Origin of the sequence: Microbacterium sp. T2.11-28 (genome assembly GCF_950097975.1) — a bacterium.
Lineage (GTDB): Bacteria > Actinomycetota > Actinomycetes > Actinomycetales > Microbacteriaceae > Microbacterium.
Genome location: NZ_CATNHF010000023.1, coordinates 232,043 through 245,246 on the forward strand (window position 1 = coordinate 232,043; position 13,204 = coordinate 245,246).

General features: G+C 71.1%; 8 protein-coding genes. 7 read left to right on the forward strand and 1 reads right to left on the reverse strand.

Going from position 1 to position 13,204, the window contains the following annotated elements; translation table 11 throughout:
* The first annotated feature begins 40 nt into the window (after positions 1 to 40).
* From prpB to QQZ13_RS10725, 6 genes are all read left to right on the forward strand, one after another.
* On the forward strand, positions 41 to 967 hold the full coding sequence (gene prpB, locus QQZ13_RS10700; protein ID WP_284529061.1) for a methylisocitrate lyase: 927 nt from the start codon (positions 41 to 43) through the stop codon (positions 965 to 967).
* Complete coding sequence (locus QQZ13_RS10705; protein ID WP_284529062.1) at positions 964 to 2,154, forward strand: bifunctional 2-methylcitrate synthase/citrate synthase; 1,191 nt, start codon at positions 964 to 966, stop codon at positions 2,152 to 2,154. The genes prpB and QQZ13_RS10705 overlap by 4 nt, the downstream gene beginning before the upstream one ends.
* 122 nt (positions 2,155 to 2,276) lie before the next feature.
* A complete protein-coding gene (locus tag QQZ13_RS10710; protein WP_284529064.1) occupies positions 2,277 to 3,449 on the forward strand; it encodes a thiolase family protein in 1,173 nt (390 codons plus the stop codon).
* Positions 3,450 to 3,626: 177 nt separating this feature from the next.
* Entirely contained in the window at positions 3,627 to 9,605 is a 5,979-nt protein-coding gene (gene pulA, locus QQZ13_RS10715; protein ID WP_284529066.1) for a pullulanase-type alpha-1,6-glucosidase, read from the forward strand.
* A gap of 190 nt (positions 9,606 to 9,795) precedes the next feature.
* Entirely contained in the window at positions 9,796 to 10,995 is a 1,200-nt protein-coding gene (locus QQZ13_RS10720) for an acyl-CoA dehydrogenase family protein (RefSeq protein WP_284529067.1), read from the forward strand.
* A 42-nt stretch (positions 10,996 to 11,037) separates the two neighbouring features.
* Positions 11,038 to 11,814 carry an enoyl-CoA hydratase-related protein gene (locus tag QQZ13_RS10725; RefSeq protein WP_284529068.1) on the forward strand — a complete coding sequence of 259 codons (777 nt, stop codon included), beginning with the start codon at positions 11,038 to 11,040 and terminating at the stop codon, positions 11,812 to 11,814.
* Here the strand turns inward: QQZ13_RS10725 and QQZ13_RS10730 are convergent.
* Positions 11,801 to 12,310, reverse strand: coding sequence for a MarR family winged helix-turn-helix transcriptional regulator (locus QQZ13_RS10730; protein WP_284529069.1), 510 nt, complete (start codon positions 12,308 to 12,310; stop codon positions 11,801 to 11,803). The two genes, QQZ13_RS10725 and QQZ13_RS10730, sit on opposite strands and share 14 nt — an antisense overlap.
* A 108-nt stretch (positions 12,311 to 12,418) precedes the next feature.
* On the opposite strand from QQZ13_RS10730, the gene QQZ13_RS10735 reads away from it, so the two are divergent.
* A complete protein-coding gene (locus QQZ13_RS10735) occupies positions 12,419 to 13,195 on the forward strand; it encodes an electron transfer flavoprotein subunit beta/FixA family protein (protein ID WP_284529070.1) in 777 nt (258 codons plus the stop codon).
* Positions 13,196 to 13,204: the final 9 nt, after the last annotated feature.

Below are 13,204 nucleotides of genomic sequence, written 5' to 3' on the forward strand. Positions count from 1 at the left end.
GACGAGACGAAACGTCGCTCCCCGACGGAAAGGTGCTCTGATGCTGTACTCCGCCATCCCCGCCAGCGAGAAGCGCCGCATGCTCCGAGAGCGGCTCGCGGCCGGTGAGCTCATCCGCTTCCCGGGCGCCTTCAACCCGCTGAGCGCGCGACTCATCGAGCGCAAGGGCTTCGAGGGCGTCTACATCTCGGGCGCGGTGCTGTCGGCCGATCTCGGCCTCCCCGACATCGGCCTGACGACCCTCACCGAGGTGGCCGCCCGCGGGCAGCAGATCGCCCGCATGACCGACCTTCCGGCCCTCATCGACGCCGACACCGGATTCGGCGAGCCCATGAACGTGGCCCGGACGATCCAGACCCTCGAGGACGCCGGTCTTGCGGGAGCCCACATCGAGGACCAGGTCAATCCGAAGCGCTGCGGTCACCTCGACGGCAAGGCCGTCGTGGACGAGAGCACCGCCCTCAAACGCATCCGCGCCGCCGTCGACGCGCGCCGCGATCCGAACTTCCTCGTCATCGCCCGCACCGACATCCGCGCCGTCGAGGGGCTCGATGCCGCGATCGACCGCGCGAAGGCGCTCGTGGATGCCGGGGCCGACGCGATCTTCCCCGAGGCGATGCGCGACCTCGCCGAGTTCGAGGCGATGGCGTCGGCGATCGACGTGCCGATCCTGGCGAACATGACCGAGTTCGGGAAGTCTGATCTCTTCTCGGTGGAGCAGCTGCGCAGCGCCGGGGTGAGCATCGTCATCTGGCCGGTGTCGCTCCTGCGACTGGCGATGGGCGCGGCGGGCCGTGCACTGGATACGCTGACGGAGGAAGGACACCTCACGTCGCGGCTGGGCGAGATGCAGCATCGCGCCGACCTGTACGACCTCATCGACTACGAGGGCTACAGCCGGTTCGACTCCGACGTCTTCACCTTCGAGCTCGACGACCGGCAGGCAACGCAAGGGAGCACGGCATGACCGACACCGACATCAAGAAGGGGCTGGCCGGCGTCGTCGCCGACGTCACCGCCATCAGCAAGGTCAACCCCGAGACGAACTCGCTGCTCTACCGCGGCTACCCGGTGCACGAGCTGGCGGCCACCCAGCCCGCCGAGGCGGTGGCCTACCTCCTGTGGCACGGGGAGCTCCCCGATGCCGCGCAGCTCGCCGCGCTCCGCACGGAGGAGCGGTCGCACCGGGCGCTGGCCGACGATGTCCGTGCGGCGATCGACCTGACGCCGCTCGACGCGCACCCCATGGACGAGGTGCGCACCGCGGTGAGCGTGCTCGGCGCGCGCGACCTCGCCGGCACCGGATCGGTGATGGACGCGAGCGGGACCCCCGAGGACAACCTCGCCCGCAGCGTGCGCCTGTTCGCGGCGCTGCCGGCCATCGTCGCCTACGGGCAGCGCCGCCGGCGCGGGCAGGAGCCCGTCGCACCGCGGGACGACCTCGACTACGCGGCGAACTTCCTCTGGATGACGTTCGGCGAAGAGGCCGATCCCGTCGTCGTGGACGCCTTCAACCGCTCGATGATCCTTTACGCGGAGCACTCGTTCAACGCGTCGACCTTCACCGCGCGGGTGATCAGTTCCACGCTCAGCGACCTCTACTCCGCGGTCGTCGGTGCCATCGGCGCCCTCAAGGGTCCGCTCCACGGCGGTGCGAACGAGGCCGTCCTGCACGTGTTCGACGAGATCGGCGACGCCGACAACGTCGTGCCGTGGCTCGAGGCCGCCCTCGCCGAGAAGCGCAAGATCATGGGATTCGGCCACCGGGTGTACAAGCGCGGCGACTCGCGCGTTCCCACCATGAAGGCGGCGCTGGACACCCTCATCGCGCACTACGACCGCCCCGACGTCGAGGCGCTCTATGCGACGCTCGAGTCGGAGTTCGTCGCCCGCAAGGGCATCTACCCCAACCTCGACTACCCGTCCGGCCCGGCCTACAGCCTCATGGGCTTCGACACCCTCACCTTCACGCCGCTGTTCGTCGCGGCGCGCGTGGTCGGGTGGACCGCCCACATCATGGAGCAGACCGCCTCGAACGCGCTCATCCGCCCGCTGTCCGAGTACGTGGGGCACGACGAGCGCCACATCGACGGCTTCGTCGACGACGTGGGCACCGCGGCGATCTCGCTCCGGCAGGCGGAGGCCGACGGCTGAGGCGTGAGGGCCGCGCGCGAGGGATGGAGCGCCTCACTCGCCGCGCGGCTCTCCCCGCGCACGAGCTGCCGGTTGTGCCGGTGGAGGAGCCGGCGGTCCGGTGCGGCGGCATGATGGATGCCATGAGTCGCACCGCCGTCATCGTCGACGCCGTCCGCACCCCCTCGGGGAGAGGCAAGCCGGGAGGAGGGCTCTCGGGCATCCATCCGGTCGATCTGGCCGCGGGGGTGCTCCGGGCGGTGCTGGAGCGCAACGGGCTCGAGTCCTCGCAGGTCGACGACGTGCTCCTCGGCTGCGTCAGCCAGGTCGGGGAGCAGTCGGCGAACATCGCGCGTCAGGCCTCTCTGGCGGCGGGATTCGACGAGGCCGTGCCGGCGGCGACGATCGACCGGCAGTGCGGATCGAGCCAGCAGGCCGCGCACTTCGCGGCGCAGGGGGTCATCAGCGGCCAGTACGACATCGTGATCGCCGGCGGGGTCGAGTCGATGAGCCGGGTGCCGCTCGGTGCGGCGGGCTCGGTCGCCGGCTCGCCCGGGTCGCCGCTGCTGCGGGACCGCTATCCCGAGGGCCTCGTCGGCCAGGGGATCTCGGCCGAGCTCATCGCCGAGCGCTGGGGCTTCACGCGGGACGATCTCGACGCGTTCGCCGCGGAGTCGCACGAGCGTGCGTCCGAGGCCACCGCGGCCGGGCTGTTCGACGGCCAGCTCCTGCCGCAGGGCGATCTCGCCGCCGACGAGACGATCCGCCCGGGTACCACGACCGCGTCGCTCGCCGGTCTGCCGCCCGCGTTCCGCTCGGACGCCGCCGCCGCGCGATTCCCCGAACTGGACTGGCGGATCACCGCGGGGAACTCCTCGCCGCTCACCGACGGCGCCTCCGCCGTGCTGATCATGGCCGAGGAGACGGCGTCGGCCCTGGGCCTCACCCCGCGGGCCCGGTTCCACGCCTTCGCCGTGACCGGCTCCGACCCCCTCCTCATGCTCACGGGCCCGATCCCCGCCACCCGGCGCATCCTGGCCCGCAGCGGCCTCACGATCGACGACCTCGACGCGTACGAGGTCAACGAGGCGTTCGCCTCCGTCCCCCTCGCGTGGGCGGCCGAGGTGGGCGCCGACCCGGCTCGCATGAATCCGTGGGGCGGCGCGATCGCGCTCGGCCACGCACTCGGATCCAGCGGCACGCGCCTGCTCGGGACGCTGCTGGCCCACCTCGAGCACACCCGCGGACGCTGGGGACTGCAGACGATGTGCGAGGGCGGCGGCATGGCCAACGCCACGATCATCGAGCGCCTGTAGCGCTCACCCTCCGGCCGCAGGGACCGGTCGTCGCGGCGCCGGAGACTCAGATGAGGGCATTCTCACTCGCGACTGTGACCGGTCTGAGTATCGTCGGCAGGACTGACCGGGCACGATGCCGTGCCCGCGAACGCTCGGGGAGTCACAGTGTCGAACGTCGCCGTCTCGAAAGCCCACATGTCCGCCGCGGTCCGCAGACTCGTCTCCGTCGTGAGCGCCGTCGCGCTCGTCGCCGCCGGGTTCGGAGGGGTCGCGCTGGCCGCTCCGCCCGCCGCCGTCGCCGCTGAGCCGCGCACGTTCGCGCTGGTCGGCGACCTGCAGAGCGAGCTCGGCTGCTCCGCCGACTGGCAGCCCGACTGCACGCAGACCGAACTGGCGCCGACGGGCGATCCGGACGTCTTCGCTGCGGAGTTCGAGGTGCCTGCGGGCTCGTGGCAGTACAAGGTCGCCGTCGACGACGCGTGGGACGAGGCGTACGGCCTCGACGGCGGCGGGGACAACATCCCGCTCACCGTGGCCGGGCCCGCCACCCTACGGTTCCTCTTCGACGACGCCGCCCACCGGGTGGGCGTGGAGGTGCTCTCGCTCCGCGGCGGCTACGGGGCCGAGGACGACGCGCTCGCCTCCGAGCCGGTCCGCCAGGCCGGCGCGGGCGAGCAGTTCTACTTCGTCATGACCGACCGGTTCGCCAACGGCGACGCGGCCAACGACCGCGGCGGCCTGGACGGCGATCGGCTGGCGACCGGCTTCGACCCGGCGTCGTCGGGCTTCTACAACGGCGGAGACATCGCCGGCCTGCGCGCGAACCTCGACTACATCAAGGGGCTCGGCACGACCGCGATCTGGCTCACGCCGAGCTTCGCCAACAAGCCGGTGCAGGGCGAGGGCGATGCGGCCAGCGCCGGCTACCACGGCTACTGGATCACCGACTTCACCCGGATCGATCCGCACCTGGGCACGAACGCCGAGCTGGAGGCGTTCATCGACGAGGCGCACGCCGAGGGCATCGACGTGTACTTCGACATCATCACCAACCACACCGCCGACGTCATCTCCTATGCCGAGGGCGACTACTCCTACATCGACCAGGAGACCTCGCCGTACCGCGACGCGGACGGCACCGCGTTCGACCCCGCCGACTACGCGGGTACCGGCGACTTCCCGGCGCTGGACGCCGACACGAGCTTCCCCTATACGCCCGTCGTGTCGGAGGCCGAGGCGGACATCAAGGTGCCCGCCTGGCTCAACGACGTGACGCTGTACCACAACCGCGGCGACTCGACCTACTCGGGCGAGTCCACCACGTACGGCGACTTCGCCGGGCTCGACGACCTCATGACCGAGCATCCCGACGTCGTGAACGGGTTCGTCGAGGTCTACCAGGACTGGATCGACCTCGGCATCGACGGGTTCCGCATCGACACCGCCAAGCACGTCGACTTCCCGTTCTGGGAGCAGTGGACGGAGCGCGTGCTCGACTACGCGCACGCGCAGGGCAAGGACGACTTCTTCATGTTCGGCGAGGTGTACGACGCCGACCCCGCCCTCCTGGCCCCGTACGTGCGCAAGACCGACATGAACTCGGTGCTCGACTTCGCTTTCCAGTCCGCGGCCACGAGCTTCGCCAAGGGCGGGAACGTGTCGACCCTCGAGAAGCTCTTCGCGGGCGATGACCGGTACACGACGACCGACTCGTCGGCGACCGCCCTCCCCACCTTCCTCGGCAATCACGACATGGGCCGTGTCGGCTACTTCCTCAAGGACAGCGGCGACGCCCTCGAACGAGACCTCCTCGCCCACGACCTGCTGTTCCTGAGCCGCGGCCAGCCCGTGGTCTACTACGGCGACGAGCAGGGCTTCACCGGCGTCGGCGCCGGAAACGACAAGAGCGCCCGTCAGTCGCTGTTCGCCAGCGAGGTGGCGGAGTACCGGGACCAGACGCTGATCACGGGCGAGACGGTGGGCGGCGTCGACCGCTTCGACACCGACACCCCGCTCTACACGCACATCGCGGACCTCGCGCAGCTGCGCGCCGACCACCCGGCGCTGGTGGACGGGGCCCAGATCGAGCGGTACGCCGCCGACGGGGTGTACGCCTTCTCGCGCGTCGACCCCGCGGAGCGCATCGAGTACCTCGTCGCGCTCAACAACACGACCTCGGCCTCCGCCGTCGACCTCACGACGCTCACCGCCGACGCGTCCTACGCGCCGGTCTACGGCGGCGGCGATCCGGTCGCCTCGGACGGCGCGGCGCAGGCGACTGTGACGGTGCCGGCGCTGTCGGCCGTCGTGCTGCGCGCCGATTCGACCGTGACCGCGCCCGCCGAGGCGGCCGGGCTCACGGTCTCGGTTCCCGAGGCCGGTGCGGGGGTCACCGGCTCCGACGAGTGGCAGCCGCTCGGCACCGCGGAGGACACTGCGCCGCGCGTGTTCCACGACGTCGACGGGCTCGCGACGGGCACACTCGTCGAGTACCGCGCGGTCTCGACGGATGCGGCGGGGCAGCGCTCGGCCGCCTCCACCTACGCGTCGGTCGGCAACCGCGTGACCCTGGTCGAAGAGGAGGAGCCCGAGGAGCCGACCGAGCCCACGCCGTACGACTTCGTGAGCATCCCCGGCAGTCTCAACAGCGAGATGGGCTGCGCCGCGGACTGGTCGCCGGACTGCGACGAGGCGCAGATGACGCTCGTCGACGGGATCTGGCGGCTGACCGTGGATCTTCCCGCGGGCACGTACGAGTACAAGGTCGCCACCGAGAAGAGCTGGGACGAGAACTACGGCGCCGACGGTGCGCCCGGCGGCGCGAACATCGCCATCACCCACGACGGCGGGCCGATCACCTTCTACTTCGACCCCGTCACCAAGCGCGCCCAGTCCACGGCGGAGGGCCCGGTGGTGACGCTTCCGGGTTCGTTCCAGAGCGAACTGGGGTGCGCCGCGGACTGGTCGCCGGACTGCCTGCGGAGCCTCATGCTCGACGGCGACCGCGACGGCGTCTACGAGTTCGCGACCTCGCGCATCCCCACCGGCTCCTACGAGGTGAAGGTCGCCCACGGCCTCGGCTGGGACGAGAACTACGGCGCCGGAGGAGCGCCGGGCGGCGCCAACATCGCGTTCAGCGTGACCGAGGGCAAGCGCGTGGTCTTCCGCTACGACCTCGCCACCCACGTGCTCGAGATCGTGGCGGCCGACCCGCCGCTGCCGGGCACCGGGGAGTCGCGTGCGCACTGGATCGACGCGGACACCATCGCGTGGCCCGACGACCTCGGCACCTCCGCCGCGGGTGCCGAGTGGGCGCTCTTCTCCTCGCCGGACGCCTCGCTGGCGCTCGCGGACGGCGAGGTCGCCGGCGGTGACCCGCAGGAGCTCGAGCTGGTGGCGGGCGGGCTCACCGCGGAGCAGGTGGAGCAGTTCCCCGCGCTCGAGGGCTTCACCGCCCTGCGCGTCGCCGGTGCGGACCGCGGCGACGGGGCGCAGCTTCTGCGCGGCCAGCTGCGCGTGGCGCAATGGGGTGCCGACGGCGCACTGACCGCGTTCACCGGGGTGCAGATCCCCGGCGTGCTCGACGACCTCTACGCGTCGGACGTCGCGGACGACTCCCTCGGCGTCTCGTTCGCCGGCGCGGGACGGAAGGCCACGACGACTTTCCGGCTCTGGGCGCCGACCGCGCAGTCCGCGACCCTCCTGACGTGGGAGGCAGGTTCGGACGCCGACCCGGTGCGTCGCGAGGCGACCTTCGACGCGGCGGCCGGCACGTGGACCGCCGCCGGCGGACGCGAGCTCCGCGGCGACGAGTACCTCTGGGAGGTCGTCGTCTACGCGCCGAGCACCGATGCGATCGAGACCAACGTCGTCACCGATCCGGGCTCGGTCGCCCTGACGCTCAACTCCGAGCGGTCGGTCGCGATCGATCTCGACGACCGGGCGTTCATGCCGAAGCAGTGGCAGAAGACGAAGGCGCCGCGCATCGATCGGGCGGTCGACCGCGCGATCTACGAGCTCCACATCCGGGACTTCTCGATCACCGACGAGACCGTGCCCGAGCAGGAGCGCGGCACGTATCGCGCCTTCACGCGCGACAGCGCGGGCACCGCGCAGCTGCGTCAGCTCGCCGAAGCGGGCATCAACACCGTGCACCTGCTGCCGTCGTTCGACATCGCGACGATCGAGGAGGACCGTGCCGCCCAGCAGACGCCCGACTGCGATCTGGCGTCGTTCGGTCCGTCCTCCACCGAGCAGCAGGCGTGCGTCGAGGCGGTCGCCGACACCGACGGGTTCAACTGGGGCTACGACCCGTTCCACTTCACCACGCCCGAGGGATCGTACGCCGTCGACGCGGACGGCGGAGCGCGCGTGAGCGAGTTCCGCTCGATGGTCGGAGCGCTCCACGGCATGGGGCTGCAGGTGGTGCTGGATCAGGTCTTCAACCACACCGCGGCGTCGGGTCAGGCGGAGCGCTCCGTGCTTGACCGCGTCGTGCCGGGGTACTACCACCGGCTCAACGCGGCCGGCGCCGTGGAGACCTCGACCTGCTGCCAGAACGTCGCCACCGAGCACGAGGTCGCCCAGAAGCTCATGGTCGACTCGGTCGTCACGTGGGCGCGCGACTACAAGGTCGACGGCTTCCGCTTCGACCTCATGGGCCACCACTCGAAGGAGAACATGCTGGCGATCCGCGCCGCGCTCGACGAGCTGACCCTGAAGAAGGACGGCGTCGACGGAGAGCGCATCTACCTCTACGGGGAGGGCTGGAACTTCGGCGAGGTCGCCGACGACGCGCTGTTCGAGCAGGCGACGCAGGGGCAGCTCGGCGGCACCGGCATCGGGACCTTCTCCGATCGGCTGCGGGACGCCGTCCACGGCGGCAGCCCGGTCGACAGCGGCTCGACGTTCCGGCAGGGCTATGGCACGGGCCTCGGCACCGACCCCAACGGCGACCCCATCAACGGCACGAGCGAGCAGGCGCTCGCCGACCTCGCGCGGCAGACCGACCTCGTCAAGCTGGGCCTCGCAGGCAACCTCCGCGACTACGAGCTCATCACCGCCGACGGCGACGTGAAGAAGGGCTCCGAGCTCGACTACAACGGTCAGCCGGCGGGATACGCCGACGAGCCGGATGAGATCGTCACCTACGTCGACGCGCACGACAACGAGACGCTCTACGACCTGTCGGTGCTGAAGCTGCCGAAGGACACCCGGATGGCCGACCGCGTGCGGATGAACACGCTGTCGCTGGCGACCGTGACGCTGTCGCAGACACCGTCGTTCTGGCACGCCGGCACCGAGCTCCTCCGCTCGAAGTCGCTGGATCGCAACAGCTACAACTCGGGCGACTGGTTCAACCGCATCGACTGGACCGGTCAGGAGTCCACGTTCGGCTCGGGCCTGCCGCGGGCGGCCGACAACGAGGAGAAGTGGGACATCATGGAGCCGCTGCTGGCCGATCCCGCGCTGAAGCCGGGCGCCTCCGACATGGCGGCGGCCGAGGCGGCCGCGCTGGACCTGCTGCGGGTGCGCTCGGACGTCGGCCTGCTGCGTCTCGGGTCCGCGGACCTCATCTCGCAGAAGGTGACGTTCCCCGCGAGCGGACCGGATGCGACGCCGGGGGTCATCGTCATGCAGATCGACGACCTCGTCGGGCCGGATGCCGATCCCGCCCTCGACGGGGCGCTCGTCGTCTTCAACGCGTCGCCCGATGCGACGACGCAGACGATCGACGATCTCGCCGGCCGCGGCTTCGCGCTCACGGCCGCCCAGGCCAAGGGCGCGGACCCCGTCGTGAAGACGACGACCTGGAATGCGGGGACGGGCACCGTCACGGTGCCGGCGCGCACGGTCGCGGTCCTGGTCGACGCCGCCGCGGTGAAGACCAGCACGACCGCCGCTCCGACGCGGCTGGTCGCCAAGCAGGGGACGCCGGTCAAGGTGACCGGCAAGGTCGTCGCCGCCGACGGCAGTGCGCCCGTGGGAACGCTGACGGTGACCGACGCGGGCAAGGTCGTGGCCACCGTCGCCCTCCCGGCATCCGCGAAGGGCCGGATCGACGTCACGCTGCCGAAGCTGCCGCGCGGCATCCACCTGCTGCGGACCTCGTTCACCGGCGCCGGCGATCACCGCGACTCCCGCTCGGGGGTGCGTCCGCTGTTCGTCTACTGATCCGCGGCCTGAATCGTCTACCCCCGACCGAGACACATGGCAGTCGTTGCCGCCTCCGTATCCGTGAGGCGGCAACGACTGCCGTCGTTCCACCTTCCGGCGTGAGATAGATGGACATCCATGTAAAATGATCACTGTGCCCATAAGGCACGGACGATGCCGTCGATATGCCTCACAAGGACGTGAACACATGAGCATGACCGTCACCGAATCCCTCTCCGCGGAGGAACGCGAAGCGATCCTGGATGCCGTGCGCGATTTCGCCCGGACCCACCTCGCCCCGAACGCGCTGGAGTGGGATCAGACCCGCCACTTCCCGCGCGATGTGCTCGCGATCGCGGGGGAGCTCGGCCTCGGCGGCATCTACGTGCGCGAGGACGTCGGCGGCAGCGGCCTCAGCCGCAGCGACGCGGTCGCGATCGTCGAGGAGCTCGCCGTCGGCGATCCCACCATCGCCGCCTACATCACGATCCACAACATGGTCGCGTGGATGATCGACCGCTACGGCACCGACGCCCAGCGTCACGCATGGCTGCCCCGGCTGGTCGCCATGACCGAGTTCGGCGCCTACTGCCTGACCGAGCCGGGAGCGGGTTCCGACGCGGCCGCGATCACGACCTCGGCGATCGCGGACGGCGACGACTACGTGCTGACCGGCGTGAAGCAGTTCATCTCCGGCGCCGGCGAGGCCGGTGTCTACGTCGTCATGGCGCGCACCGACCCTGCCACCGGTTCCGGGGCGGGAAGCGCCCGGGGGATCACCGCCTTCCTCGTGCCGGGTGACGCCGACGGCCTGTCGTTCGGACCCCACGAGAAGAAGATGGGATGGAACGCCCAGCCGACCCGGCAGGTGATCCTCGACCGGGTGCGCGTGCCGGCATCCGCGATCCTGGGCTCGCTCGGCGGCGGCTTCGCGATCGCCATGAGCGGACTCAACGGCGGGCGCATCAACATCGCCGCGTGCTCGCTCGGCGGAGCGCAGTGGGCCCTCGACCGGGCCGTGCGGTACGTGCACGAACGGTTCACGTTCGGCGAGCCGCTGGCCGACAAGCAGGCGATCGTCTTCCGCCTCGCCGACATGGCCACCGAGCTCCGTGCGGCGCGCGCGCTCGTCCAGGGCGCGGCGCTGGCCCTCGATCAGACGACCCCGGGCAGCTCCGACTACGCCGAGGTGACCGTGCAGTGCGCGATGGCCAAGCGCTACGCGACCGATGCCGGCTTCACGATCGCCAACGAGGCACTGCAGCTGCACGGCGGATACGGCTACCTGCAGGACTACGGCATCGAGAAGGTGGTGCGGGACCTCCGCGTCCACCAGATCCTCGAGGGGACCAACGAGATCATGCGGGTCATCATCGGCCGGCACGTGCTCGCCGAGGGTGCACGGTGATCGCGTCGTGCGTCCCGCCCCGCGAGATGAAAGCATGACGACATGACCGACTACGCGACCATCCTGACCGAGACGCGCGGACGCGTCGGCTGGATCACCCTCAACCGCCCCGAAGCGCTCAATGCGCTGAACTCGACGCTGGTGGCCGAGCTCGCCGCCGCCGCGGCGGCCTTCGACGCCGACGAGGGCATCGGCTGCATCGTCCTCACCGGGTCGGAGCGGGCGTTCGCCGCCGGCGCCGACATCAAGGAGATGGAGTCGAAGTCCTCCCGCGACATGGCGATGGACAACCCCTTCGTCGGTCTCGAGGCGTTCAGCCGGGTGCGGACCCCGGTCGTCGCCGCGGTCGCCGGCTACGCCCTCGGCGGCGGATGCGAGCTGGCCATGACGTGCGACATCATCCTCGCCGCAGACACCGCGAAGTTCGGCCAGCCGGAGATCACCCTCGGGGTCATCCCCGGTCTCGGCGGCACGCAGCGGCTCCCCCGGGCGATCGGCTACTACAAGGCCGCCGAGCTGGTGCTCACGGGACGCATGATGGACGCCGTCGAGGCCGAGCGCGCCGGCCTCGTCTCGCGCGTCGTCCCGGCCGCCGAGCTCCTCGACGAGGCCGGCAAGGTCGCCGAGGCGATCGCGTCGAAGTCGCTGCCGGTCGTCTACGCCGCCAAGGAGGCGCTGCGGGCCTCGCAGGAGACGACGGGGGCGGAGGGGCTGCGCTTCGAGAAGCAGGTGTTCTCGTCGCTGTTCGCCCTCGACGACCAGAAGGAGGGCATGGCCGCCTTCCGCGAGAAGCGCCCGCCCGAGTTCACGAACCGGTGACGGGGTCGCCCGCCGCGGCGCGCAGTCGCGCGATCGCACCGATGAGCGCGTCGAGGTCCTCGTCGCCCAGCCCCGGCCGCGAGAACACGTCGCGGTTGAGCGCCGTCGTCGCGCGCTCGGCGAGCGACCGCCCGGCGGTGGTGAGCGCCACGAGCGTCGCCCGGCCGTCGGTCGGATGGGGCTCGCGGCGCACGAGCCCCGCGGCTTCCAGCCGGTCGACGGTGCTGGTCACGCTCGTGGGATGCACCTGCAGCCGCCGCGCCGCGGAGCCCACCGGCATCCGCCCCTCCCGGGTGAAGCTCAGCAGGGTCAGCAGCTCGTACCGCGCGAAGCTCAGCCCGAGCGGCTTCAACGTCTCGTCGACACGCGCCAGCAGCAGCTGGTGGGCGCGCATGATCGAGGTCACCGCCGTCATGCCGGCGGCGGCATCGGTCCAGCCGTGCGCGATCCACTGGCGTCGCGCCTCGGCGATGGGATCGCCTGCCGGGGGTGTCACGCGGGCCACAATGCGCCTCCTGCCGTCGGGGATCACGCTAGTCGGTTTCCTCCTGCGCGCTGGTCGGCGTGCGGGCGCGCTCAATAGACTCGAAGGTCGGAGGACGTCATGAGAATCGTGGTGCTGGTCAAGGAAGTCCCGGACACCTATGGTGACCGCAAGCTCGACCTCGAGACCGGTCTGTCGCAGCGCGACGCGTCGGAGCGGGTGCTCGACGAGATCGGCGAGCGGTCCCTCGAAGTGGCCCTCTCTTACGCCGACGCGCACGCCGGAACCGAGGTCGTCGTGGTGTCGATGGCTCCGGAGGCGGCGACCGCGACCATCCGCAAGGGCCTCGCGATGGGCGCGTCGTCGGCGATCCAGGTGGTCGACGAGGCGCTCGCCGGCGCCGACCTCGGCGTGACGGCGAGGGTGCTCGCCGCGGCCGTCCGCCGGGCGGGCTTCGACCTCGTCATCACCGGCAACCTGTCCACCGACGGCACCGCCGGCGTGCTCCCCGCGATGCTCGCCGAGCACCTGGGCGTGCCGCACGCGACGGCGCTGTCGGCGGTGGAGATCTCCGAGACCGCGGTGGCCGGCACCCGTGCGGCCGACGGCGGTGCCGCGCACGTGACGGCGCCGCTGCCCGCGGTGATCTCGATCACCGAGGCGCTCCCCGACGCGCGGTTCCCGAACTTCAAGGGCATCATGGCGGCCAAGAAGAAGCCGTTCGAGACGCTGTCGCTGGCCGATCTCGGGGTGGACGTCGACCCCGGCGTCGCGCCCCAGACCATCATGACGGCGGTCACGGAGAAGCCCCCGCGCGGTGCGGGCGTGAAGCTCGTCGACGAGGGCGACGCCGGCGAGAGGCTCGCCGCGTACCTCATCGAGAACCGGCTGGTGTGAGGAGACGAC